Origin of the sequence: Pyxidicoccus fallax, assembly GCF_012933655.1 — a bacterium.
GTDB lineage: Bacteria > Myxococcota > Myxococcia > Myxococcales > Myxococcaceae > Myxococcus > Myxococcus fallax.
Map to the genome: position 1 here is coordinate 1 of NZ_JABBJJ010000192.1, position 24523 is coordinate 24523.

The following is a 24523-nucleotide window of genomic DNA, read 5'->3' on the forward strand; positions in this document are numbered from 1 at the left end:
CCCGAGCGCTTCACGGTGCACGTCTGGTCCCCCCTCCTCCGGGGCCTCGCGCTGGCGGCACGGCTCGTGGCGATGGGCTGCCTGCTCTTCTTCAGCACGTGGCTCATCCTGGACATCCTCGCGAACCAGCAGAGCCTCCAGCCCCGGCCGCTGGTGCTGGGCCTGGTACTCGGAGTGCCGCTGCCGCTGGCACTCGCCGCGCTGCTGCGGTGGAGCGCCCGCGCGACGGTGGACGTGGAGGCCACCCGCCTGGTGCTCACCCTGCGAAGCGGCGCGCGGATGGAGATTCCCCACGACGCCGTGGAGGCCGTGCGCCCCTGGAGGCTGCCACTGCCCGGGCCCGGGCTCTCGCTGCGGATGAAGTCGGGGCGCGTTTTCGCGCATGGCCTGGAGCTGGAAGACGCGGTGCCGCTGCTGGAGGCGCTCGGCCGTCACGGCACGCTCGGCGCGGCACAGTCCCATCCCCTGGTGCGCTACGGGCAGGCGAGGCACGCCCTGTGGCGCCGTCGCTGGTACCACGTGGTGGCCAGGCTCATCGTGTACCCGATGCTGCCCGCGGGCATCCTGTTCCAGCTCCACCAGCGCATCGCCTTTGGAGGCGTCCTCGGCGAGTGGCAGTCCTACGGGCTTGGGGCCTGGCTGCGCTCGTTCGAGCGGGTGTACACGCAGGTGTTCCTCAACTTCTTGCTCTGCGCCTGCTTCATCCGCCTGTGGGTGGAGGCACTGTCGCTCGTGGGAGCGTGGCTGATGCCGTCTCGCGCGAGAGGCGTGCGGCGCGGCGCGGAGTGGCTCGGCCGGCTCGCGTACTACGTGGGGCTGATGGTGCTGCTCGGCGCGCGGCTGCTGGGCAACGAGTGAGCGCGGGCTGAAAACGACAGGGCCCCCGACCCGTGTGGAGGTCGGAGGCCCCGGTGCTCACGCTACGCGGTCATCACGGCGTGGCGGGATTGAACTTCGCGCTCTCCCAACCCATCTTGTCGTGGCCGTTCTTGTTCCACTCGGGGTTCTTGCCGGCGGGCACCTGGGCGTCGGTGAACTGCGGCGCGCCCGTGCCGGAGCCGGAGCCCGAGAAGATGCTCACGCCGATGGTGGTGCCGAAGTAGGTCGGGTGCGTGTTGTCCGACTGGATGTAGTCGTAGCTGGTGCTCGAGCTGACGAAGTGCGTGTTCGCGTCGCGCAGGGTGCCGCGCAGCGTGGAGGTGATGCGGGTGACGTACGCGGACTCGGACTCGCCCGCGCGGTAGCGGATGGCCTCGGAGTCAATCTGACCGTCGCCGTTGGAGTCGTACTCGGCGGCCATCATCTCCGCGAACGAGTCGGCGCACTGGAAGCCGTAGGTGGCGGCGAGGTTACAGGTCCGCCAGTTGCTGCGCGCCAGCAGGGGCAGGAACTTGTCGCGCTTGTTGATGCGCTGGCCGGTGGCCGAGTCCGTGCAGCTGGTGAGCACGTTGTCGGCGTCGAAGCCCGGGTAGTAGATGTTGGAGACGATCTTCACCTTCGCCGAGGTGGCGTACTGGTTGATCGCCTGCATGGCGCGCTCGGTGTACGTGGTGCACGCGGCCAGCGCGTTTTCCAGGCCCGAGTAGTTGCAGGTGCCCGTCTGGTCCGAGAAGGCGCTGCGGGCCTGCAGGTAGTCGTTGCCGCACATCTCGAACATCACGACGCGCGTGTTGGTGGCCTGCATGTACGAGCGCTCGGCGACAATCTTGTTGTTGTAGATGTCGTCGGCCCTCGCGCCGGACTTGGTGCGGCGGATGACCTCCATGTCCGTGTTCCACTTCTGCGCCAGGTACTCGCCCTGGACCACGGGAGCGGCGCGGCGGGCCACGCCGCTGATGCCACCGTTGTAGCCGGCGTAGATGGAGTCGCCGTACGCCACGATGCGGTACTTCGTCGTGGCCGTGGACCGGTCGATGGTCCACGAGGTGTTCTGGTTGATGGTGCTCGCCATCGCGCTACCGCCGACCGTGAAGGCCGCGCACATGGCAACGAAGGACATCCCGCTGCGACGGAAGGACATGCCCCGCTCCTTTTTCCCGTGGGGGGTTGTAGGGGGAGCGCGGACGCTACACGCAGTTGATTCGACAATCACCCTGAATCAGGAATAACGCGCCATGTCAGGAATAGCGGGTATAGACAGACCCGCCCTTTCGTCGCAGTGCGTTGTCGTGTTTCTGACGCGTTGGAATGTTTGACGCAATGTTTCACGATGTCTCACGGGGCTCTAGAGTGCGCGGCGTGAGTGTGTCCCGGGGCGCGCGAGCGCTGGCGCAGTGGCTGTTGCTGGGTGCGGTGGTGGGAGTGGTGTGCGGCGTGGCGTCGGCGGTGTTCCTGTACCTCTTGGAGGAGGCGACGCGCTTCCGCGAGGCGCACGAGGGGCTCGTGTACGCGCTGCCGCTGGCGGGGCTGGTGCTGGGGGCGGTGTACGGGAAGTGGGGCGTGCCCATCCGCGGGGGCAACAACCTGGTGCTGGACGCGGTGCACGAGGGCGACGCGCAGGTGCCGCTGCGGATGGCGCCGATGGTGCTGGTGGGCACGGTGCTGACGCACCTGTTCGGAGGGAGCGCGGGGCGCGAGGGCACGGCGGTGCAGATGGGAGGGAGCCTCGCGGACGCGGTGGCGCGGCGGTTCCGGGTGGGGCCGGAGACGCGGCGCGAGCTGCTGGCGGCGGGAATCGCGGGTGGCTTCGGCTCTGTGTTCGGGACGCCGGTGGCGGGAGCGGTGTTCGGGCTGGAGGTCGTGGTGGTGGGGCGGCTGGGCTACGAGGCGCTGCTGCCCGCGCTGACGGCGTCCATCGTTGGAGATCTGGTCACGCGGGGGCTGGGCATCGGGCACACGGCGTATCCGGTGCCTGGGGAGCTGCCGCTGACGGCGTGGGTGCTGGCGAAGTGGCTGGTGTTCGCGGTGGCGGTGGCGGTGGTGGCGGTGGTGTTTGTCGAGCTCACGCACGGGCTGAAGAAGGTGTCGGAGAAGCGGGTGCCGTGGCTGCCGGCGCGGATGGCGCTGGGAGGCGTGGCGGTGGTGGCGCTGTGGAAGCTGGCGGGGACGGACGCGTACCTGGGCCTGGGAGTGCCGGGGATTCTGAGGGCATTCGAGGACCCGGCGCTGCCCGAGTCGGCGTTCGCGTGGAAGCTGGTGTTCACGGCGGTGACGCTGGGAGCGGGGTTTCTCGGGGGAGAGGTGACGCCGCTGTTCTTCATTGGCGCGGCGCTGGGGAACGTGCTGGCGCGGTTGCTGGGGTTGCCGGTGGATCTGGGCGCGGCGGTGGGGCTCGCGGCGCTGTTCGCGGCGGCGGCGAACACGCCGCTGGCGCTGTCCATCATGGCGGTGGAGTTGCTGGGCGCGAGCGTGCTGCCACACGTGGTGATTGTGTCCACGGTGGCGTATCTGCTCACGGGTCACCGGGGCATCTACCCGGCGCAGCGATTTGCCCGGTTGAAACACGGAGGGCCGCTGCTGCGGAGGTTGGTGCCGCTGCGGGAACTGCCCGGGGAGGATGCTGCGGGGCGAGAGCCCCCGGGCCCGAAGGGCCCGGGGAGCGGAGGCTGAGGGCTATTCCGGGTAGTGGTAGACGCGCCCGTCGTCACCGACCAGCCAGATATTCCAGACACCCAGCACTGGCGCCACCGTGGTCGTTACCGCGACGTCGTACAACGGCCTGTCCGGATTAGCGTCAACGCCCCCAGGGCCGATGAAGGAGGGCGAGGCCGCCCAGCCGAACGAAGTCAACCGGCGCAGCTTTCCAGGAACCAGCGGGGTAGCCGGGTTAGCGACTGCGGGAGCGCCCCGCTCCACCACGAACGCCGCACTGGAACCCGCAATGGGTCTCGTCACACTGGTGAAGGTAGCGGTCTCAGCTCCCGCCGGTGGAACAGTCCTCGCCCAGTTCGTTCCGTCCCACCGCAACGCCAGTCCATTGTCTCCCACCGCATAAGCCAGCGAGGAACTGGCCATCACCACCCCACGCAAGCGTCCGGTGTACCCGGCGGGCGTATCAAGCGGATGACTCATTGGAGCGCTCGTGTAGGGCGGCGTAAAGGAATGCAAGCGCGGCAGTAGCGGGGGGGCCGGGTTGCTGCGGTTGTCTCCCACCACCAAGAGCCGGGAGGCATCCCATGCATGCACGTCCCAGTATGCATCGAAGCTGTCCCGCACTCGGGTCAGCGAAGCACCCGGCACCCACTCATACAACTGCCCATCCGTGGTCACCGCATACAGCTTCAACGACGGGGTGCTGAAACCCACAAGGCCGGTGAAATAATGGCCACTGCCAATGTTGGTAGCGGTCGCAGTCAAGATGCACCGGATCCCGTCGTGCTCGGCGAGCCGCCCTCCCTCTCCCGCCAGGAAGACGGTATCCGTATCAGGACGCACCCAAGCCGCGTACCAGTCCGTGGTTCCGCAGTTGTTGGCGCTCGTGGGACCGACTTCCTTGAAAGCGACGTCCGGCCTCGTGCGCACGGCCAGCACGCCCTCCATGCCCGCCACCCACACCGGGTACCCGTCCAGCGGGTCCACCGCCACCGTCCTCCAATCGTGACTGTCGCCCCCAAGCGCGGCCTGACCGACGACCCGCTGCAACGTGCCCCCGCAGTCCGCCCCATCATCCACCAACTCATTGCAGTTGTTGTCGACGGCATCGCAGACCTCGTCCGCGCCGTCCTTGGTGACAGGGTCCGCGTCATCGCAGTCCGCGTGGTTATCTCGCACGTGGTTGGCTGGCGGCTGAGTGGGAGCGCAAATTCGAGCCGCCGAGGCCGACTTATTGCCCTGGCCGTCCCAGTCCACGTCCGGGTAGTAGTCCACGGGCGGCGTCGCGCTGCACTCCGTCGCGCTCCCCGCCGCATTGCAGACGTACGTCCCAGTGCAGATGTCGGCGTTGCACTGGGCTCCCTTGCCCCGATCTCCACCGATGAACGGTTCATCCTCTCCGCCAGTGCAGTTGTCATCCCGGTTGTTGCACAGCTCCTGCGCACCAGGATGAACCTCTTTCACACTGTCGTTGCAGTCAAACTGACCGTTCGTCACCTTGACGAAGTTGGGCCCCGGAGACTCGCACTGCACGGTGGGATTCTCATTGCGGCCATACCCGTCTCCGTCTCCATCCGGGTACCAGTGGCTGTCCACCTCATCGGCCACCCCTCCCACGCAATTGTTGTCTCTGCTGTCGCAGAGTTCCGGTGCCCCGGGATAGGTCTGAGCCCCGGTCTGGGCCGAATCGTCGCAGTCCGTCCCTCCGTTCGCGGTGGGCACGTAGCCGTCACCATCCTCATCGGGCGTTACCAATGTCACCCGCTGCTCAGGCTTCTGGCCCGTTCCGCTCAGGTCGAGGTTCAGCCGCTCTTCGTCCACCTTGGGTCCTTCGCAGGTCTGCTCGTGCGCCGTGACGACGAGCCGGAGTTTCTCGCCCCATTGCTCCTTGCGAAGGATGGTTACTGTCAGCGGCGACACCTGTGTGCGCAGGTTGGTAACGACGCTCTCATCCAGCACGTTCGTCGGGGTCGCCGCATCGAACACATTCACGGCGATACAGCCCTTCTTGAAGCTTGGGGTGTACTCGACCAGGACCGTGATGAAGCGCTCGTTCTCGAGTTCCTCCAGGCTCGGCACGGTGCAACCGGCGAATCCCAGCGACAGCACGGCACCCCACGTCAGCAGGCGGTTCATCGCGCACCTCCCTGCGCCACGACCGTCTCCGAGTCCCCCATGAGGAGCCAGGTCACCACGGCTCCGGCCACCGCCACGCCCGCCGTGCCGAAGAGGATGTTGGCCGTCTTCGCACTGCTCTGCGCCTGCCCGTGCCGCTCCACCAACTCCTCGCGGAACTGCGCTCCTCGGGCATCATCGAGCTGACTCCGGGACGACAGGCCGAAGTACGTCCCCGCGCCTCCAGCGGCGACTCCGGCCCCCAGCAGCACCATGCTCACCACCGGCACTCGGCGCGTCCACGGCCTCCCCGCGGATACCTGGGTGGGAGGCTCTTCCGAACGTGTGGGCACCAGGTCCGGCCGAGCCACCTGCTCCCGGGTCTCTGTCGAAGTCGACACTCCGTCCACCGCGCCCGGCGACGAAGCCTCGGGACGTGGTTGCGCGACCCTTGGTGAGTCCGTGCGCTTCCGAGCCAGCTCGGCCTGAACCTTCGCGCGCTGGGACTCGAATTCCGCCGTCAGCTTGGGAGAGACGTGGAGAGGCAACTGGGCATTCGGATTGAGCAGGAGCGCGGACCGGAACCTGGCACGGGCCGCCTCCCATCTATCCAGGTTGGCGTTGATGATGCCCTTGTAGAGGCCGAGGGTGACCTCCTGCTCGGTGCCGTGTGGCACCGTGCTGGCGCGCTCAAGTTGCTCCAACGCCAGCTCATATTCGAGTTCGTCATGGAGGCGCACGGCCTCGGCGATATGACGTTCGAACTCACCTTGAGCCCGTGCCGCGCGCGGCAGAACCACGCACAGGCACAAGGCGAGTGTCAGGCATCTCCCCCAGGAACGAACCTTGGACATGCCGGAACTCTAAGGCATTCCAAGAACTCCGGAAGAAACCGCCGGCCGTGGTTGTACACGACTGACAATCCTGTCCTTCGCCCCTCCTCCGGACCACGTAGGCCCGGGGAGTGGACGAGAGCAGAAGACTCATTCCGGGTAGTGGTAGACGCGTCCGTCGTCACCGACCAGCCAGATGTTCCAGACACCCGGCACCGGCGCCACCGTGGTCGTCACCGCGACGTCGTACAACTGCACGTCTGGATTGGCGTCGATGCCCCCAGGGCCGATGAAGGAGGGCGAGGCCGCCCAGCCGAACGGAGTCAACCGGCGCAGCTTCCCAGGAGCCAGCGGGGTAGCCGGGTCAGCGACCGCAGGAGCGCCCCGCTCCACCACGAACGCCGCACTGGAGCCCGCGATGGGTCTCGTCACACTGGTGAAGGTGGAGGTCTCAGCGCCCATCGGTGCAGCAGTCCTCGCCCAGCTCGTCCCACCGTCCCACCGCAACGCCAGCCCATTGTCTCCCACCGCGTAAGCCTGTGAGGAACTGGCCATCACCACCCCACGCAGGCTTCCGGTGTACCCGGCGGGCGTATCAAACGGAGGAGTACCCGGAGTGCCCGTGTAGGGCGGCGTAAAGGAATACAAGCGCGGCAATAGCGTGGGGGGCGGGTTGCTGCGGTTATCTCCCACCACCAAGAGCCGGCTGGCGTCCAGCGCATGCACGTCCCAGTACGCATCGGTGCTATCTCGCACTCGGGTCAGCGAACCACCCGGCACCCACTCGTACAGCCCTCCATTCGAGGACACTGCATACAGCTTCAACGACGGGGTACTGAAGCCCACAAGGCCGGTGAAATAATGGTCAGTGCCAACTTCGGAAGCGGTCACCTGACGAACGCACCTGTTGCCGTCATGCTCGGCGAGCCGCCCTCCCTCTCCCGCCAGGAAGACGGTATCCGTGTCAGGACGCACCCAGGCCGCGTACCAGTCCGTGGTCCCGCAGTTGTTGTTGCTCGCAGGACCGACGTCCTTGAAAGCGACGTCCGGCCTCGTGCGCACGGCCAGCACGCCCTCCATGCCCGCCACCCACACCGGGTACCCGTCCAGCGGGTCCACCGCCACCGTCCTCCAATCGTGACTGTCGCCCCCAAGCGCGGCCTGACCGACGACTCGCTGCAACGTGCCCCCGCAGCCCGCCCCATCATCCACCACGTCATTGCAGTTGTTGTCGACGGCATCGCAGACCTCGTCCGCGCCGTCCTTGGTGACAGGGTCCGCGTCATCGCAGTCCGCGTGGTTGTCGCGCACGTGGTTGGCGGGAGGCGGGGTGGGTGCGCAGACTCGGGCCGCCGAGGCTGACTTGTTGCCCTGACCGTCCCCGTCTACGTCAGGGTAGTAGTCCACGGGCGCTGGTGCGTTGCACTCCGTCGCGCTCCCCGCCGCGTTGCAGACGTACGTCCCAGTGCAGATGTCGTTGTTGCACGAGGCCCCCTTGCCCCGCTCTCCACCGATGAACGACTCATCCTCGCCGCCAGCGCAGTTGTCATCCCGGTTGTTGCACTTCTCTTCCGCACCAGGATGAACCTCGCGCTCGCTGTCGTTGCAGTCGAACTGGCCGTTCGTCACCTTGACGTAGTTGGGACCCGGAGAGTTGCACTGCTCGATGGCAGCCTCATTACGGCCAAACCCATCTCCGTCCCCATCGGGGTACCATTTCTTGTCCACCCCCTCGTCCACCCCTCCCACGCAATTGTTGTCTCTGTTGTCGCAGAGTTCCGGTGCCCCAGGGTAGCTCTGAGCCCCGGTCTGGACCGAATCGTCGCAGTCCGTCCCTCCGTTCGAGGTGGGCACGTAGCCATCACCGTCCGCATCGAGAATCGCCAACGCCAGCGACGCGTCGGGCTTCTTGCCCGTTCCGCTCAGGTCGAGGTCCACCTGCGCCTCGTCCACCTTGGGCCCGTCGCAGGTCTGCTCGTGCGCCGTGACAACGAGCTGGAGCTTCTCGGCCCAGCCCGCCTTGCGGACGACGGCCACCGTCACCTGCGAGTTCGGGTTGTCCAGTGCGGTAAAAGTCCCGGACTCCAGCGGAGTCGCCAGGTTCGCCGGATCGAACACCTTCACGGCGATGCAGCCCTTCTTGAAGCCCGAGGTGTAACCGACCAGGACCCGGACCCCGGCCTGTTCTTCCTTCTTGCTACAGGCCAGGAACAGCAGACTCAGAACGGAAATAGCGATGCGACGCATGGGGTCGCACTCTACCGCAGCCCCCCATCCGAGGCTCGCTCGGCCGCCCTCGCAAATCCGCCCCACAGGGCCGCCCCATTGCCGTCCTGACGACATCTAACAGCCCGGGTGAAAGGAGCAGGCAGCTCCCCACCCGGGATGCCGGGAAATCCGGCCTCTTCTACGGGCCCTCACTTACACGTGAACGACCACCGGCACGTGCCGGACAGGCACTCGCGGTCCGCCGAGCACGCCGCTCCGCGGCCCTTCTTGTTCTGGCACTTGCCCGAGTTGAACCCCCAGCCGCAGTACTGGCTCGTGCCGCAGTGCGAGTCGCTGTCGCACAGGCAGCTCCCCGTCGGGTTCACGTAGCAGTCCGCGCTGCACCGGTCCGTCGTGCACTCGTTGTCCGACTTGCACGTCTGCCCGTACCCCTTCGAGCGCGGCGTGTAGCACCAGCCCACCGTGTCCGCGCACCCACCGCACTCGCCCGACTGGCACTGCCCATCCCGGCTGCACGAGACCCAGTCCGCCTTCTTCGCCACGCAGTCGTTGTCCCCCGGGTTGCCTGGAATCTCGTCCTGGCAGTACGCCGACGAACCACAGTCCCCATCGTCGTTGCACACGCACCGCCCATCGAACGTGTTGCACAGCACCGACGTGCACTGGTCGCTGATGCACTCGCCATCGAACCGGCAGCCCTGTCCCAGCACCTTGCTGTCCGGCGCGTAGTGCGCGCCGCACACCGTGGGGTACGCCTGCTCGCGGTCCTCCGGCTTCACCCACGGCGCCACGCCGCTCGTGTCGATGTCCAGCGCCGCGTCCGCCATGCCCGAGCGCGGCCCCGACGCCCGCTCCCACATCCGGATGAACGTCTCCGCCGAGCTCTCCAGCGGCCCCGTGTTCGCCCCCAGGTTCCGCACGTCGCGCAGCAGGTCCGGCAGCAGGCCCACGTGCGCCAGCCCCTGCTCGTCGAACGCCGTGCCCAACCTCCCCGGCCCATACAGCTCCTGCTCACGCGCCTGCGCGTCCGCCTCCGCCTTGAAGCCCGCCGAGCACGCTCCGTTCGGCCCGAAGCGCGGCCGCGTCTGCTGGATGAACCCATTCAAATCCGCGCCGAACGCCATCGGCACCTTGAGCCCCTGCCGGCCGAACTCGTACGCCTGCGCGAACGAGCGGCTCGAACCCTGGCAGTTGTTCGCGATGCCAGAGTGCGTATACGCGCGCGTCTCGTCGTGCGCCGTGCGCAGGCCGAACATGCCGCCCGTGCGTCGCAGCAACTGCACCACCCACGCCGGCGTCGTCTTCTCGTTCTCCGCCAGCTTGCCGTTCATCACCTCGCGGAAGTGCCCGTGGCTCACGTAGAGCGGGTAGTAGTTGTTCCGCTCCGCCACCGCGTACGCGTCGCGCACGCTCTTCTCGGACAGGTGCGCCAGGTCGATGAGCATCCCCTTGTCCATCATCGCCTGGATGAGCTGCTGCCCTTCCGCGGTGAGGCCGCGCACGTTCTTGCACTGCCCATCCACGTCGAACCCCAGCGTCAACCCGCCCACCGTGAGCCCGCAGTCCGAGTCGATGTGACAGTTCTCCAGGAACTGCGCCGCCTGGAAGATGGCGTTGTGCGGCGCCGCGCCGCCAAAGCGGTTGTCCAATTGGTGCACCGGCTGCAGCGTGCGCACGCCCAGCGCGTGGAAGCGCTCCAGCTCCGCGCGCCAGTCCGCGGCGCCGAACAGGCGGCTCGTCTCGATGGAGAGCACCATCGCCAGCTTGCCCTCGGAGATGATGCGCCGCGCGTCCGCGGGCGTCAGCGCCAGGTCCACCCAGTCCCGGGTGGCCGCGAACTCGCGCGCCTTCTGCAACTGCACCTCCACATCCACCATCTCGTCGCACGGACGCGTGCGGTTCTGCGGCGGCAGCGCTTCACACAGGAACTTGTTGCTCACCGCCGACACCACCACCAGCGACATGCCGCCCTGGTGCGCCTGCCGCATCCAGCCCTCCCACGACTGCTGGTGCGCAATCGTGTCCCAGCGCGGCCACTCGGTGTTCGGGTTGCGCCGGCCGTCGTGCAGGCCCGTGTCGCCCTGCGTGCCCTCAATCTTGCCGATGAACTCCGAGCCCACCGCGCCGCCAACCCCAAACAGCCCCGCCAGCAGTGGCACGCCGCGCAGGTCCACGCTGCTGGAGTTGGGGCAGAGGTTGAGCAGCTCGCTCAAGTCCATGCGCACGCGGGCGTGGTCGCTCTCGGGCCAGCCGCCGTCGCACCGGGACAGCGCGTCCGTGACGGTGCCGTGGAACCAGCCGCCGCCGAAGGCCTCCTCCGCGAACATGTGGTGGTGCAGCTCGGCGAAGCCGCCCACGACCCGCTGCCGCGCCGTCGCGGTGGGCTCGGGCCGCGCCTCCGGGGTTTCCTCCACGGGGGTACAGGCGGCCAGGGCCGCGGCGAGCGCGACGGCGGAACAACGTCTCCAGAGACGGCGATGGGACACGGGGACTCCCTTCGAGGTGAAGCCCCGAGACCTGACGCAGCCCACACCCTGGGTTCAAGTCGCGCCGCGTCGCAATGTGCGGGAGTCGCCGTGCCTACCGTGCGGACCTGCCGTCCGCCACGGGGCCGGTGCCGCCACTCGGGGGCTGCACGCGGATCTCGCGCTGGCGCAGCGCGGGCGAGGCCACGGCGAAGCCCTCGGGCAGCAGGCGCAGGATGCGCTCGCGCCGGTACCGTGAGCCGGCCTGCCGCCGCTCCAGCAGCGCCTTCTCCGCGCGAGCCGCCTTGTCCAGCGGCGCGGGCCGGGCCGCGAGCACGGCGAGCCGCTCCGTCACCGCTTCCAGCTCCCGGTCGATGAGCACCGGCTGGATGTTGCGCGGCTCCTTCGGCGCGCGGCCCACGGCGTTGTTCTCAATCCAGACGGGCAGCACGGCCACGTCCTCCAGCACCACGGGCGCGCCAGGCTCGGGCCGCGTCAGCGTCACGCGCAGCAGCATGGAGTCCCGCTTGTCCCCACCCGCGTTCTTCCCCGCGGGGGCATGACGGTAGAAGCGGTCCTGGTTCGACACCAGGTTGCCCAGCGAGTACGCGATGAGCCCCTTGCGCCCGTCCGCCGTGGGGTACGCCTCCAGCGGCTGGAGCACGTGCGGGTGGTGGCCGATGACGGCCTTCGCGCCCGCCTCCAGCAGCGCGCGGCCCAGCTTGCGGTCATCCGGGTGCGGCGAGTCCTTGTACTCGGTGCCCCAGTGCACGAGGACGACGAGCGCGTCGCACCGGGCCGCCGCCGCGCGCACGGCCTCGGCGGCCTCCTCGGGCTTGAGGCCCCGGTGGTGGCGGTGCTCCGGGTACGGCACGAAGGCGACGTGGGCGCCCTCCTCCGTCTTCGGGTTGGTGTAGCCATTGAGCCAGCGCGTGAAGGACAGGAAGCCCACCTTCACCCCGCGCACGTCGACGATGACGGGCTCCCACGCGGCGGACCTCGACGGCCCGGTGCCCGCGTGGCGGATGCCCGCGGCGTCCAGGTGGCGCAGCGTCTCCAGCAGGCCCGAGGGGTGCTGGTCCCTCGCATGGTTGTTGGCGGTGGACACCACCTTCACCCCGGACGACGCGAGCGCGTGCACCATGGCCGATGGCGCGTTGAAGAGCAGCTCGCGGGTGACCGCCTTCGGGTTGTCGGTGACGGGCGTCTCCAGATTCACCACGCCCACGTCCGCGGTGCGCAGCACGTCGGCGATGGGCCCGAAAACGTGGTCCCAGCCCTCGTGGTTCAGCGAGGGCGCCGGCCCGCCCTGCGCCGGCTTCGCTCCGGTGCGCTCGTGGAGCCGCGCCACCTTCCTCACCTCGCCGTGAGGAATCACGTCGCCGCCGAACACGAGCTCCACGCGGGTGGGCGTGGTGGCGCACAGCAGGGGCACGAGGAGCAGCGCGGACAGAGTCACATGAAGAACATTAGCCTGGACCCCTGACGGCCAAGGAAGCCCCCCTCCCCCCGGGTGCCAATGGCCCCGGGTTTCTTCACACCGCCAGCGCCGTGCCCATCCAACGCTGGGCGGTCCACCCCAGGGCGCTGAGCGTGGCGACGAGGAGGCCGTACTCCACGGCGGCGCGGGTATCGCCTTTCTCGGCCCCGGGGGTGGCCACCGCCTGGAACCCGGCGCCCAGGAGCAGCAGGAGCAACAGGCCCTCCGCCGTGAGGAACCAGGCCGCGCCGATGACGGCCATCGCCAGCCAGCGCTGCTTCCGGGACATGGCGCGGAACCCGCGGCCCCCGTCGAGCTGCCACAGCGGCAGCAGGTTGAAGAGGTTGAGCCACGCGGCGGCGTGGGCGATGGCGCCCAGGCTCTTCCAGCCCGTGAGGAGCGCGGCACCGAACAGCACCGCCGCGGCCCCCAGGCCCCAGATGGGCCCCGCGAGCCCCACCCGCGCGTCCTCGCGAGCGTCCACCGGCGCCTGCTTGAGCCGCACGAAGGCGCCCAGCCCGGGGATGAACATGGGCGCGCTCGCCTGCATGCCGAAGCGCCGCAGCGCCGCCACGTGCCCCATCTCGTGCACGTAGATGCAGGCAATCAGCCCGAGCGCGAACGCCCATCCCCACGCCGCCCAGTACACGCTCAGCGCCAGCAGCATGGAGAACAGCGTGCTCGCCTTCGTCAGCCCCAGCAGCAGCAGCTTGCCCTTGCCCAGCAGGAAGACGAGGACGAACTTGAACTTCCACAGCAGCAGCCCGAGCGTGCCCAGCGCGGCGAGCACCTTGGGCATGTTCGACTTCCCTCGGGCCGCGGGCCCCGCCGGCACGGCACCGAGCAGTCCGGGCGCATCCACCTGTCGGCTCAGCGCCGCCACTCGCGTGGTGACCTGGGCGTACTGACTGGAGCCCTGCGGCAGCAAGTCCAGGGCCCGGCGCCAGGTCTCCAGCGCCACGGCCGGCTCCTGGCGCGCGGTGGCGGCCTCGGCCTCGCTGGCGAGCCGCTGCAGCTCCTTCGCATGCACCAGCCGGTGACAGGAAGGACAGGTGAGCAGCCGGGGGCCCAGCTCCGAACCACAGCCCTCACAACGCGCGACGACGGCGAGGGCTTCAGCCAACGGACTGCTCCCGCGACGGGTTCTCGGCGTCGGCCGCCGGGGCGAGCTCGAAGGGCCCGTCGATCTTCACCTCGGCGCGGGCCGTCCTTCGCCACGCCTCCCACAGGGCGAAGCCGTAGATGAGCAGGGACATGATGCTGTCCATGCCCACGAGCACGGGCGCCATCAGCGAGCCAATCACTGTCACGATGACCCGGACCACGGTGGACGGCTCGTGCGGCTCGGCCTCCTCCTCCGCGGGCGCGCCGGCCTCCTCGGCCGAGGCCGCGGTCATGCTCTCGTACACCTCCGGCGCGAGCGAGCCGGCGATGGACAGGTACGTCAGCGCCACCGCGAGGAATTGGTAGAAGCGGCCTCCGCGTCCATCCGAGCCCTTCCGCACCGCGACGCCCACGCCCCAGCCCACGGCCACGGAGATGAGGCCGAGGTTGTAGCCCGTCAGCTTCGTGACGCCGAAGTACAGCACCGCTCCCAGGATGGCGGCCCCCGCACCGAGGCCCAGCGCCCGGAAGGCCCGGCTCGACGACGAGCCTCCCGTCAGCGAGGCCTCCACGGAGTCCCGGCACGAGGGGCAGAGGAGCTGACCGTTCGCCTCGAAGTACGTGCTGGTGATGTCACGCTGGCAGAGGGTGCACTTCGGAGCGGCACGCGGCTCGGTGAACTCGGCGCGCTCGAACTGGAGCGGCGCGTCCGAGGGGGCCGCGGGAGAGGCTGGGTCTGTCATGGATGGGAATTGGGTGGGAGACGGCATTGAGCCTAGCTGATCATCCTCGCCCCGGCACAATCGCCTCCGGGGGGCCGCTCCTGGTAGAGGGAGACCTCGTGAGCGCGGCGCCCCCGCCAGACGTCGTGACGTACTTCGAGCCCCCGCCCGCTCCCGCCGAGCTGCCGGCGCGGCTCGCGAGCCCGTTCGACCCGAGCCCTCCGCACCCGCTCGCTCGCCGTGCCGCCGAGGAACTCCAGCAACTCCTGCACCGTGGCGACACCGCGGCGGGCTTCGACCCACGTGTCCTGGAGGCGCCGGGCGGCGGGAAGATGTTCGGAGTGCTGGTGGTCGCCACGAAGGACGGCCGCATCGGCTACCTCCGGGGCTTCTCCGGCATGCTCGACGGACGCTGGCACGTGGACGGCTTCGCGCCTCCCCTCTTCGACCCGGTCGCGCGTGACACGTTCTGGCCGGAAGGTCAGGAGGAACTGCGCGCACTGGCGCTGCGCCATGCGTCCTCACGAGACCGCGTCGAGGTCGAGCACCTGCGCGCGGAGCGCTCACGCCAGCTCTGGCGGCGGCTCACCGACAGCTACGTCCTCCCGAACGCGCGCGGCGAGCAGCAATCCCTCACCTCCCTGTTCGAGCCGGACGCGCCTCCCGGTGGCGCGGGAGACTGCGCCGCGCCCAAGCTCTTCGCCTGGGCCTACGCGCATCACCTGCGCCCCCTGGCGCTCGCGGAGTTCTGGTGGGGCGCGCCTCCGCTCAATGCCGAACGGCGCGCGGGCGAGTACTACCCGGCCTGCCAGTCCAAGTGCGGGAAGGTGCTGCCGTACATGCTCGAAGGGCTCGCGGTGGAGCCGGCACCGCCGGGGACCGTGCACGAACTCCGGCGCGTGTTCGAGGACGCGTGGCTGCTCATCGTGGACAAGCCTCACGGCCTTCCGTCGGCGCCGAGCCGCCATGCGCCTCGGCGTGACTCGGCCCTCGTCCGGCTCCAGCAAGAGTCCTCGGCGGCACTCCGCGTCGTGCATGAGCTCGACACGGAGGCCTCCGGACTTCTGCTCCTGGCGAAGGACCCGGAGACCCACGCGGCGCTCCGCCGTCAGCTGGCGCGCCGGGAAGCGGACCTGCGTCACGTGGCATGGCTCGAAGGCACCGTGTCCGGTGACCACGGCATCATCGAGCTTCCGCTCCGGCCCACGGGAGACGAGGGACTTCGCCAACACATCGATACGACCCACGGCAAGCACGCCGTGACGGAGTGGCGTGTCACGCAGCGGACCGGCACCCGGACCCGCGTCTCGCTCCTCCCTCGGACCCGGCTCGTGCACCAACTCCGAGCCCATGCCGCGCATCCGCTCGGGCTCGCTGCCCCCATCGTCGGCGATGCCGTGTATGGCCATGCCGATGCACGGCTGCTCCTTCACGCCGAGGCCCTGTCCTTCACCCATCCCCGGACCGGCGAGCGCCTCGACTTCGAGAGCCGCCCGCCATTCTGAGCACATCGGGTCGCGAGCCTTTCAGCCGCGCCGCCGCCGGACGATGGGCCCCGCCATCAGCAGCACGCCCAGCGCCGCCAACGCGCCGGGAGCGGAAGCACAGCCCGTGTCCTCCCCCGTCTTGGAAGAGAAACACCGGACGTCCGCGGAGACGGTGATGCGCTGCGCCTCTTCCTCGCCGAAGCGCACCTGATAGGTGTCCTGCACGGAGCCGCCCTCGCTCCGGCCCTCGAGGTCGGCGAAGCGGAAGTACACCTCATGCCAGGGCCTGAGCTCCTCGGTGCACACCCCGCTCTGGCAGGTGTCGTTCCTGATGGGCCAGTCCACCAGCGTCACGGGGGCGTCGCACTTGTTCCTCACCGTGCCGAGCCCTTCGGACCCGGTGACCATGATGATGAGGCATTGCTGCGCCGGCTCCACCCGCTGGTTCCGCATGGAGCAACCATCCGTCGGGCTCTCCGCCCACGCTCCACCCGCGAACCCCAGTACGCCTGCGCCCAACACCCCCACGGCACCGGCCCGAAGACGCATCCAACGCATGCACAGCACTCCTGCTCCTGACGCGCCGGCCCCCGCGGAGCCCGCATCCTGCCCAGACTCCGCGAGGAAGCCCAGGCCCTTGGCCGCCAGGAGCGCGAGCCGCCGCGCGCTACTTCGTCCCGAAGAGCTGGTCCCCCGCGTCTCCCAGGCCCGGGATAGGGCACCCCTTCGCGCGTCCGTCAGGAGACGACTACACTCCGCCCTCCTGGCGCACAGGTGCGTCTACTCCAAATTGCCATATGAGAGTTTTCTGCATCACCATACTGCTGCTCACCGCAGGCTGCGCGACAACAAGGGTTGTTCATCTCGACACCGGGCAGGGACCGCCCATCGTCTACACGCCGCCAGAGTCCGAGCCGGTTGAGGTTGACGAAGCCGAGTTCAAGGACGCCATCACGCGGCTCGTGCTCGACATGCGGTTGGACGTTGCATTCCAGGAGACCGGCCAGGATGCCCGGCGTACGTTGCTCGCCTCCACCGGAGCCGTCATCGACGGCAGCGGGGAACGCACGGTCCCACCAACATATGAGCGAATCTGCCAGCGCCAGAGCGACCCAGACGAGTGCCTGAGCCTGCTGGCGGGTGGGTTCACGCCAGGTCCCATGGAACGGCGGATGATGGCGCTCTACTTCGCGTTCGACACGGTCTGGGACGGCGTGGAAGACGCCATCCGGGACCTGATGAGCCCCGCTGCCCTACGGGCGATGGTGGTATCCATGCTCGGAACCGCGCTCGTCATGCTGGTCGCTCCCGAGCCCGTGACAAAACTCCTGGCGCTCACCTTGACGGCAGCCCTGATCGCCTACCTCGGCACGGGCCCTGTCTGGCAGCTCGGCCGGGGCTTCCTACGTCTCATGGACGAGGCAAGGGACGCACGGAACTTCTCCGAGCTGGAGCAGGCAGGTCACCGCTTCGGCAGTGTGCTCGGGAGCAATGGAGCCCGAGTGCTCCTCATCGTCGCCCTGACCGCACTCGGCGGAAAGAACGCCTTGGCCACGCAGGGGCCGAAGATGCCGGGCTTCGCCCAGGCGGCCGTGAGAGCCCAAACCGAGGGAGGCTTCCTGCTGCCGGCGGCGCTGGCGGGCGAAGTGCAGGCGATTTCCATCCCCTCGGCCGGAGTGCTCAATATCACGCTCGCACCGACCGCTGTTGCGGCGGTGGCCATGGGACCTGGGAGCACCGCCGGCCCTGACCCGGCAGGCGCCATCCCGGGCGACGCCGAAGGTGAGACTCACCACATCTGCACGAACAAGAATCCGGTCTCCGACAAGACAGGCGGCCCCTGGACACCGCTCTTCGAGAAGTTATTCCAGCGGGCCGAGCTGTCGCTCGAACACGTCGCGAACAAGGTCCGCATCAAAGGCCACGAGGGCCCGCACCCTCGTGAGTACCACGAGCAAATCCTGAAAAGGCTCACGGACGCGATGAGAGGGTGCAGAGGCCCGGCACAGTGCCGAGCCGCGCTGGTGGGCGAACTCCACAAGATTGCTCGCATTCTTTCGACCCCCGGAAGCGAGCTGCGAACCCTCGTGACGAAAGGCGGCGACTAGTCATGCCGCGGAAATTCCACGCGTTGGAGATAGACGTCCATGTACCGGGCCGCTGGTATCTCTCCGAGCCCACGAACCTCGACGGTCAGGAGGTGGACGACATCTGGCAGTTCATCGAAGGCAGGCCGCTGAGCATCTCCGAGCGCTTGCGCGTCCCCATCTACCGGGCCGGCAGGCCGCTCGACCTGGACTTCGCCGGAGCAGGGCAGACGCCCGTCGTGAGCGCCAGGGTCGCGGCCGTCTTCCGGAAGCTGGCACCCGACACGGTCCAGTTGATTCCGGTCGAGGTCGAAGGACAGTCAACGCCCTACTCCATCGCCGTGGTGTCCCGGCTCATCGACGCGGTCGACGAGAGCGCGTGCAGGTCTGTGGAGCGTTGGACGCAGGAAGACGGCCGTCCCGACAGGGTCGGGGAGTACCACGCGATTCAAGGGCTGCGCATTGACCCGGCCAAGACGGGAGACGCCCGCGTCTTCCGCCTGTGGGGCTACACCCTGCCGCTCATCGTCGACGACCAGGTCAAGGTGGCGCTTGAAGACGCGGGAATCCTCGGAGGGAAGTTCACGGAAGTCTGACGCGAGCTGACTTCCCCCTCCCAGGCGCTACTTCGTCCCGAACAGCCGGTCTCCCGCGTCGCCCAGGCCCGGGATGATGTACCCGTGCTCGTCGAGCCGCTCATCAATCGCGGCCGTGTACACGTGCACGTCCGGGTGGTGCTCGCGCAGGTTCATCAGCCCTTCCGGGCTCGCCAGCAGGCACACGAAGCGCACCGAGCCGGGCTTGTTCCGCTTCAGCCGCGAGAGCGCAGCCACCGCGGAGTTGCCCGTGGCCAGCATCGGGTCGCACACCACCACGTCGCGGTCCGCGAGCTGTCCCGGCACGCGGTAGTAGTACTCCACCGCCGCCAGCGTCTCCGGGTCGCGGTACAGGCCGATGTGCCCCACGCGCGCGGACGGCACGAGCTGCAGCATGCCGTCGAGGATGCCCTGCCCCGCGCGGAGGATGGCCACCAGCACCAGCTTCTTCCCCTCCAGCACCGGCGCCACCATCTTCGCCATCGGCGTCTGGATTTCCTCCTCGCGCAGCTTCAAGTCGCGGAAGGCCTCGTACGCCAGCAGCAGCGAGATTTCCTGGAGCAGCGCCCGGAAGGAGGCGGTGCTCGTCTCCGCCCGCCGCATGAGCGTCAGCTTGTGCTTCACCAGCGGATGGTCCACCACCGTGCAGTTCGGGAATTGCATTGCATCCTCCCTTGCGTCAGCCCGTCGTCAGAACACCGTGCCGTCACTGTCCACGCGAATGGGCGGCACGCCTCCGGGCCGCTTCTCCGCCGCCACCCGCCGTCCCGCCGCCCACGTCCCTCCCTGCAGCACCTTCCCCAGCGGAAGCTCCTCCGCGGTCATCCCCAGCCGGCCGCGCACCAGCGCCGCCACCCTGTCGAGTAGCGCCACCGTCAGCGCGCGCCACTCCACGATGGGCTCGTCGCCGGGGTGCATCGCCACGGTGGTGATGCGCGCGTCCCTCGGCACCAGCACGCCCAGGTCCACGAAGAGGCCTCCGTTGCGGTACTCGGGCAGGCCGGTGAGGCCGTCCAGCTCCGTCACCACCACGCCGGCCTCGGCCAGCGGCTCCACCAGCGAGTACGTCATCCACTGTGACAGCTTGTGGAAGGGCACCAGCGCCTCCACGCTCTCCACCGGCCCCAGCGCCGAGTGCGGCCACACGTCGCCCAGGTTCACCGCGTCCACCATCACCCGGCCCGGCCAGATGGGGCCCAGCACCTCCAGCACCAGCCCCAGCAGCTCCGCCGCCCGCACGGAGCGCCGCTGCGCGGTGATGATGTCGAAGAGCGCCCCCGGCCGGGGCAGCACCTTCGCCAGCCCGTGCATCAGGTGCAGCCGCCCCTCCAGCCCGTCCAGCGGGTTGGAGTCCGACACCTGCATCCCCTGCGCGAGCGCCTCGCGGGTGAGCCGGCCCAGCGCCTCCGCGTCCGCGCGCAGCGGCCGGTCCGGGTCCGACGAGAAGACGCCGTCCATGAACATGCGGAAGCTGGCCACGGCCAGTCCTTCCGAGCGCGCCCACGTGCCGCCGCCCCGCTCGCGGTAGCGCCACTTCGGCCCGCTGCCCGCGTCCAGCAGCACGCTCACCACCACGAGGTCCAGCTTGGCCCGCGCGCGCTCCTGCGGCGTCGCGTCCTTCAGCCGGTCGTTCAGCTCCTCCACGCGCGCCACGCCGCCCGCGTCGAAGTGGCCCCAGCGGCTGTGCAGCGGAATGTCCAGCGTGGGGTAGCTCTCGCGCGTCACCGCCAGCACCGTGTCCACCACCGCCGGCAGCCGCGAGGGCTCCACGCGGAAGTGCGCCAGCCGGCCGGCGAGGCCCAGGTCGAGCAGCTGGTGGCAGCGCTCGCGGATGGCGGACGGCGTGCGCAGCCACGCCACCGCCGGAGAGAGGTCGTTCCTTGCCAGCGAGCTGTCAGACATCGAGCCCTCGTCCCTTCACCTGCGCCAGCGTCGCCGCGTCCGCCACCGGGCCCTTGGTGAAGTAGCCGGCCGCCTTCTTCGCCTCCATCTCCACCTTCGCGTCGGCGGGGATGAGGTCCTCCGGAATCGGAACCCGCTCCAGGATTTCGATGCCCGAGCGCGTAATCGCGTCGTGCTTCATGTCGCTCATGGACACGAAGCGGTGGATGCGGGTGATGCCCAGCCAGTGCAGCACGTCCGGCATCAGTTCCTGGAAGCGCATGTCCTGCACGCCGGCCACGCACTCGGTGCGCTGGAAGTAGGTGGCCGCCGAGTCGCCGCCCTCCTGCCGCTTGCGCGCGTTGTAGACGAGGAACTTCGTCACCTCGCCCAGCGCGCGGCCTTCCTTGCGCAGGTACACGATGAGGCCCGAGCCCCCGCCCTGCGCGGTGCGCACGCACTCCTCGATGCCGTGCGCCAGGTACGGCCGGCACGTGCAGATGTCGCTGCCGAACACGTCCGAGCCGTTGCACTCGTCATGCACACGCACCGCCAGCGGCGTGTCCCGGTCCGCCAGCGCCTCCACGCGGCCAAAGGCATACAGCGTCAGTCCGCCAATGGGCGGCAGGAACACGTGCAGGTCCGGGCGCGTAATCAGCTCGGGGAACATGCCGCCCGTGTGCTCGAAGAGGCCGCGGCGCAGCGCGCTCTCCGTCATCCCGAAGCGCTTGGCGATTCCCGGCAGGAACCACACCGGCTCCACCGCGGCCTTCGTCACCTTGATGTCGCCGTTGGCCTGGAGCAGGTCCCCGTCGGGCTTCAGCCGCCCGGCGGCGACGGCGTCGCGCAATTCGGGCAGGTTGATGTGCGCCTTGGTGACGGCGATGGTGGGCCGGAAGTCGATGTCCTGCTCCGTGTAGGCGCGGAAGACCTGCGGCGCGATGGCGCCCCACGGGTCCAGCGAGACGATGCGCTCCGGATCATTCCAGGCGGGGTACGGGCCAATCTGCGCGGCGGGCGAGGTGTTCTTCAGGTCCGCGCGGTGGTCCTGCGGCAGCTTGCCCGCGGCCACGGCGAGCGCGCGGTACACGGCGTACGCGCCCGAGTGCGTGCCGATGACGTTGCGGTGCGCCGGCTCGGTGAGGGTGGCCACCACGGGGCCGCGGCGCAGGGGCTCGGGGTCGCCCCAGCGGATGGGGACGCCCGGAGTCTCACCGTCCGGATGGGAGGTGAGGCGGATGTGGTTGACGGGCTTCTTGTCTGCCATGGGAGCGCCCTCCTTGCGGGCGCGGGGGTGCACTAAGCGCGAGGAGCGGGAGAAGGCGGCGAAGCGGTCAGCTCATCCACGAGCCGTCGGTGCGAGCCGACCACTTGCGGGTGACCTTCTTCAGGGCCGTCCAGAAGTCGAGGCTGGACGGGCCGGTGATGTCGCCATGGCCGAAGCGCGAGTCACCGGTGCCACCGAAGGAGAACGGCTCGCGCGGCACGGGGACGCCCACGTTGACGCCCACCATGCCCGCTCGCGCGCCCTCCACCACGGCCTGCGCCACCGCGCCATTCGTCGTGAAGATGGACGCGGCGTTGCCGTACGGCGACGCGTTCTCGATTTCCAGCGCCGCGGACAGCGTGGGCACGCGGATGATGGAGAGCACCGGGCCGAACAGCTCGCGCCGCGCGGATTCCATCTCCGGACGCACGCCGTCCAGCAGCGTGGGGCCCAGCCAGTTGCCGCCGGCCCAGCGCTCGCCGGCGGGCTTCCTGCCGCGCCCGTCGAGCAGCACCCTCGCGCCTTCCGCCTCCGCTCGGGCGATGGCCGTCTCCAGCCGGTCCACCGCGCCGCGGTCGATGAGGGCGCCCATGCCGGGGCCCACTTCGAGGCGGGCCGCGCGGCGGGTGATTTCCCGCAGGAGGGGCTCCACGTCACCGACGGCGAGCAGCACGCTGGCGGCCATGCAGCGCTGGCCGGCGCAGCCGGTGAACGAGTCGACGACGGCCTGCGGGGTCAGCTCGGGGTCCGCGTCGGGGACGATGATGACGTGGTTCTTCGCGCTGCCCAGGGCGAGCACGCGCTTGCCGCGCTTGCAGCCCTCCGCGTAGACGTGCCGCGCGACGGCGGACGAGCCCACGAAGGCCAGGGCCTGCACGTCCTGGTGGGCCACCAGCGCGTCCACGGCCTCCTTGCCGCCGTGCACGACGGAGAAGACACCGGGCGGGTAGCCGGCCTCGCACATCAGCTCGCCGAGCGCGCACGCGGTGAGCGGCACCTTCTCGGACGGCTTGAGGATGAAGGCGTTGCCCAGCGTGACGGCGATGGGGAACATCCACATCGGCACCATGGCCGGGAAGTTGAAGGGCGTGATTCCGGCGACGATGCCGAGCGGCTCGCGACGGAACTCGCAGGTGACGCCGCGGCTGACCTCCATGTGGCCGCCCGTGTCGAGGTTCTGCAGGGACAGGGCGAAGTCGCAGACCTCCATGCCCTTGAGGAGGCCGGCGCGGCCTTCCGCCACCGTCTTGCCGGCCTCGCTCGCGGCGAGGTTGGCGAGCCGGTCCAGGTCACGCTCCAGGAGCTGGCGGAAGCGGAAGAGGAACTGGGTGCGCTCACGCAGCGGCGTCGTGCGCCAGAGGGCGGCGGCGGGCCGGGCGGCCTCCACGGCCTGGGCGACCGCGGCGGTGGGCGACATCGGCACGCGGCCGATGACGGTGCCCGTATAGGGACTGCGCACGTCGAGGAGCGTCGCGCCCGAGGGCAGTTGCCACTCGCCTCCCACCAGGTTGCGACAGGGAACAACGCTCTCAGGAAGCTGGATGAAGGACACGCGCACCCCCCAGGCGTAGCGTGATCGAGATGCGAGCCATCATAACCGCGAGCAAGGACAGACCGGCAACCCGGGCCGGGAGCGGGTCCGTCTTGAATCGGTTGACTGCCACGCATGCCGACGTGGTGAGTGATGAATGGACAACCAATGCAGGGCGTCATCCGCGCCTTGAAACGTCGACTCGGCGTGGATCAGCCGTCCGCGCGGGAGCGCGATGCGTCATTTCCGATGTGAGGGATTCAAAGGAACGGCTCAGGCGCGCCCGACCGGAGAGATGAGCCCCAGCAGCCGGGTGATGGTGGCGGTGTCCTCCGCGTCCGGCGTGAGGCCGAGCGCCTGCGCCTCTGAATACAGCGCGAGCGCGTACCGGAAGCGGACGTCGGCGGTGGAGGTGTCTCCCCGCGACAGGAGCAGCTCGCCGTCCTCGGCCACGAGCCGGGCGAGGACCTTCACGCGAGCGGGGTTGCCCAACAGCCGCGCGGTGGACGCGGGGTCCGCGAGGAGCAGGGCGCCGTACTCCATGCCAAGCGAGGTGAGCGCCGTGGCATGGATGAGCTGCTGAGCGTCGGCGAAGCGCTGCTCGCGGCGGGCCTTGATGATGCGGGCCAACGCGGCGGCGAACTCCTCGATGAGACGCTCGATGTAGTCCTTGCGGATGGACATGGCGGGTAGAGCCTGGACACTCTTGGTATGGGCGGGCCACCCCACTCGGAAAACCCGCCCCCGACACGCTAACGTAGCGTCCTTCACGAAACAGGCGGGGAACGGAACATGAGTCAGAGTGGAAGCAGTCCAGAAGGTGCGCGCGTGCGGTGGCTGGTGGCGGGAGCCTTCTCCCCCGCTCCCTCCGGCCGGCGTTTCCATCTCACCCCCGAGTCCTTCGGCTCCGAGCTCGCCCGCGCCGCCTCCGGGCTTCGCGTCACCGTCCCCGACCGGCTCGGCGCCGGTGACACCCGCACCGTCGAGCTGTCCTTCGACAAGCTCCGCGCCTTCGGCCTCGCCGACCTCGTCACCACCATTCCCGAGCTGCGCGCCCTCCACGCCCTGCGTGACCAGCTCAACAGCTCCGATCCGCTCCGCCCGCTGAATCCCGAGGAGGCCGCCGCCCGCGTCGCCAGCATCACCGGCGCCGGACGCCTTCCCGACGCCGTCGCCGAGGCCCTCCGGCCCCCTC

20 protein-coding genes are annotated in these 24523 nt (G+C 69.3%); 6 read left to right on the forward strand and 14 right to left on the reverse strand.

Features of this window, described 5'->3' with window-relative positions; all coding sequences use genetic code 11:
- A partial coding sequence (locus HG543_RS32480; protein ID WP_169348804.1) for a hypothetical protein occupies window positions 1-858 on the forward strand: 858 nt, incomplete at its 5' end.
- A gap of 73 nt (window positions 859-931) precedes the next feature.
- Here HG543_RS32480 and HG543_RS32485 read toward each other — a convergent pair.
- Complete coding sequence (locus HG543_RS32485; RefSeq protein WP_169348805.1) at window positions 932-2020, reverse strand: SGNH/GDSL hydrolase family protein; 1089 nt, start codon at window positions 2018-2020, stop codon at window positions 932-934.
- A 218-nt stretch (window positions 2021-2238) separates the two neighbouring features.
- On the opposite strand from HG543_RS32485, the gene HG543_RS32490 reads away from it, so the two are divergent.
- Window positions 2239-3549 (forward strand): chloride channel protein, encoded by a 1311-nt coding sequence (locus tag HG543_RS32490; protein WP_169348806.1) that lies wholly within the window; start codon window positions 2239-2241, stop codon window positions 3547-3549.
- A 3-nt stretch (window positions 3550-3552) separates the two neighbouring features.
- Here HG543_RS32490 and HG543_RS32495 read toward each other — a convergent pair whose 3' ends face one another.
- The 7 genes from HG543_RS32495 to HG543_RS32525 all read right to left on the reverse strand — a co-directional run bounded on the left by HG543_RS32495 (window position 3553) and on the right by HG543_RS32525 (window position 14500).
- A complete protein-coding gene (locus HG543_RS32495) occupies window positions 3553-5667 on the reverse strand; it encodes a putative metal-binding motif-containing protein (protein ID WP_169348807.1) in 2115 nt (704 codons plus the stop codon).
- Window positions 5664-6386: a hypothetical protein gene (locus tag HG543_RS32500; RefSeq protein WP_343073493.1), complete on the reverse strand. Its 723-nt coding sequence runs from the start codon at window positions 6384-6386 to the stop codon at window positions 5664-5666. Before HG543_RS32500 ends, HG543_RS32495 begins: the two co-directional genes overlap by 4 nt.
- 243 nt (window positions 6387-6629) lie before the next feature.
- Complete coding sequence (locus HG543_RS32505) at window positions 6630-8726, reverse strand: putative metal-binding motif-containing protein (RefSeq protein ID WP_169348809.1); 2097 nt, start codon at window positions 8724-8726, stop codon at window positions 6630-6632.
- Between the two features lie 170 nt (window positions 8727-8896).
- Window positions 8897-11194, reverse strand: a complete 2298-nt coding sequence (locus HG543_RS32510) for a membrane dipeptidase (RefSeq protein ID WP_169348810.1) — start codon at window positions 11192-11194, stop codon at window positions 8897-8899.
- A 94-nt stretch (window positions 11195-11288) separates the two neighbouring features.
- Complete coding sequence (locus HG543_RS32515) at window positions 11289-12632, reverse strand: CapA family protein (protein ID WP_169348811.1); 1344 nt, start codon at window positions 12630-12632, stop codon at window positions 11289-11291.
- 76 nt (window positions 12633-12708) lie between these two features.
- A complete protein-coding gene (locus tag HG543_RS32520) occupies window positions 12709-13776 on the reverse strand; it encodes a site-2 protease family protein (RefSeq protein ID WP_211194306.1) in 1068 nt (355 codons plus the stop codon).
- Window positions 13769-14500 carry a hypothetical protein gene (locus HG543_RS32525; RefSeq protein ID WP_169348812.1) on the reverse strand — a complete coding sequence of 244 codons (732 nt, stop codon included), beginning with the start codon at window positions 14498-14500 and terminating at the stop codon, window positions 13769-13771. The genes HG543_RS32520 and HG543_RS32525 overlap by 8 nt, the downstream gene beginning before the upstream one ends.
- Window positions 14501-14598: 98 nt before the next feature.
- On the opposite strand from HG543_RS32525, the gene HG543_RS32530 reads away from it, so the two are divergent.
- Window positions 14599-15984 carry an RluA family pseudouridine synthase gene (locus HG543_RS32530; RefSeq protein WP_343073494.1) on the forward strand — a complete coding sequence of 462 codons (1386 nt, stop codon included), beginning with the start codon at window positions 14599-14601 and terminating at the stop codon, window positions 15982-15984.
- A gap of 21 nt (window positions 15985-16005) precedes the next feature.
- Here the strand turns inward: HG543_RS32530 and HG543_RS32535 are convergent, their stop codons facing one another.
- Window positions 16006-16524 (reverse strand): MXAN_0125 family MYXO-CTERM protein, encoded by a 519-nt coding sequence (locus HG543_RS32535; protein ID WP_343073495.1) that lies wholly within the window; start codon window positions 16522-16524, stop codon window positions 16006-16008.
- A 239-nt stretch (window positions 16525-16763) separates the two neighbouring features.
- Here HG543_RS32535 and HG543_RS32540 point away from each other — a divergent pair, with 239 nt between their 5' ends.
- Both HG543_RS32540 and HG543_RS32545 read left to right on the forward strand, forming a co-directional pair.
- Window positions 16764-18074 carry an AHH domain-containing protein gene (locus tag HG543_RS32540; RefSeq protein ID WP_169348815.1) on the forward strand — a complete coding sequence of 437 codons (1311 nt, stop codon included), beginning with the start codon at window positions 16764-16766 and terminating at the stop codon, window positions 18072-18074.
- A gap of 2 nt (window positions 18075-18076) precedes the next feature.
- On the forward strand, window positions 18077-18649 hold the full coding sequence (locus HG543_RS32545) for an imm11 family protein (RefSeq protein ID WP_169348816.1): 573 nt from the start codon (window positions 18077-18079) through the stop codon (window positions 18647-18649).
- Between the two features lie 27 nt (window positions 18650-18676).
- Here HG543_RS32545 and upp read toward each other — a convergent pair whose 3' ends face one another.
- From upp to HG543_RS32570, 5 genes are all read right to left on the reverse strand, one after another.
- Window positions 18677-19312 carry a uracil phosphoribosyltransferase gene (upp, locus tag HG543_RS32550; protein ID WP_169348817.1) on the reverse strand — a complete coding sequence of 212 codons (636 nt, stop codon included), beginning with the start codon at window positions 19310-19312 and terminating at the stop codon, window positions 18677-18679.
- A 27-nt stretch (window positions 19313-19339) separates the two neighbouring features.
- Window positions 19340-20551: a DUF1688 family protein gene (locus HG543_RS32555; RefSeq protein WP_169348818.1), complete on the reverse strand. Its 1212-nt coding sequence runs from the start codon at window positions 20549-20551 to the stop codon at window positions 19340-19342.
- On the reverse strand, window positions 20544-21797 hold the full coding sequence (locus tag HG543_RS32560) for a GTP cyclohydrolase II (protein ID WP_169348819.1): 1254 nt from the start codon (window positions 21795-21797) through the stop codon (window positions 20544-20546). The genes HG543_RS32555 and HG543_RS32560 overlap by 8 nt, the downstream gene beginning before the upstream one ends.
- A 67-nt stretch (window positions 21798-21864) precedes the next feature.
- Window positions 21865-23349 carry a CoA-acylating methylmalonate-semialdehyde dehydrogenase gene (gene mmsA, locus HG543_RS32565; RefSeq protein WP_169348820.1) on the reverse strand — a complete coding sequence of 495 codons (1485 nt, stop codon included), beginning with the start codon at window positions 23347-23349 and terminating at the stop codon, window positions 21865-21867.
- A 252-nt stretch (window positions 23350-23601) separates the two neighbouring features.
- A complete protein-coding gene (locus HG543_RS32570; protein ID WP_169348821.1) occupies window positions 23602-24012 on the reverse strand; it encodes a hypothetical protein in 411 nt (136 codons plus the stop codon).
- Window positions 24013-24120: 108 nt separating this feature from the next.
- On the opposite strand from HG543_RS32570, the gene HG543_RS32575 reads away from it, so the two are divergent.
- On the forward strand, window positions 24121-24523 hold a 403-nt coding region (locus HG543_RS32575), incomplete at its 3' end, for a type VI secretion system contractile sheath small subunit (protein WP_211194307.1).

Bases quoted from the DNA above. Each gene is read 5' to 3' on its own strand.
- HG543_RS32505 (WP_169348809.1), bottom strand. From the start codon at position 8,726: ATGCGTCGCATCGCTATTTCCGTTCTGAGTCTGCTGTTCCTGGCCTGT.
- HG543_RS32535 (WP_343073495.1), bottom strand. From the start codon at position 16,524: ATGCGTTGGATGCGTCTTCGGGCCGGTGCCGTGGGGGTGTTGGGCGCA.
- HG543_RS32545 (WP_169348816.1), top strand. From the start codon at position 18,077: ATGCCGCGGAAATTCCACGCGTTGGAGATAGACGTCCATGTACCGGGC.
- HG543_RS32495 (WP_169348807.1), bottom strand. From the start codon at position 5,667: ATGAACCGCCTGCTGACGTGGGGTGCCGTGCTGTCGCTGGGATTCGCC.
- upp (WP_169348817.1), bottom strand. From the start codon at position 19,312: ATGCAATTCCCGAACTGCACGGTGGTGGACCATCCGCTGGTGAAGCAC.
- HG543_RS32525 (WP_169348812.1), bottom strand. From the start codon at position 14,500: ATGACAGACCCAGCCTCTCCCGCGGCCCCCTCGGACGCGCCGCTCCAG.
- HG543_RS32570 (WP_169348821.1), bottom strand. From the start codon at position 24,012: ATGTCCATCCGCAAGGACTACATCGAGCGTCTCATCGAGGAGTTCGCC.
- HG543_RS32540 (WP_169348815.1), top strand. From the start codon at position 16,764: ATGAGAGTTTTCTGCATCACCATACTGCTGCTCACCGCAGGCTGCGCG.
- HG543_RS32560 (WP_169348819.1), bottom strand. From the start codon at position 21,797: ATGGCAGACAAGAAGCCCGTCAACCACATCCGCCTCACCTCCCATCCG.
- HG543_RS32485 (WP_169348805.1), bottom strand. From the start codon at position 2,020: ATGTCCTTCCGTCGCAGCGGGATGTCCTTCGTTGCCATGTGCGCGGCC.
- HG543_RS32555 (WP_169348818.1), bottom strand. From the start codon at position 20,551: ATGTCTGACAGCTCGCTGGCAAGGAACGACCTCTCTCCGGCGGTGGCG.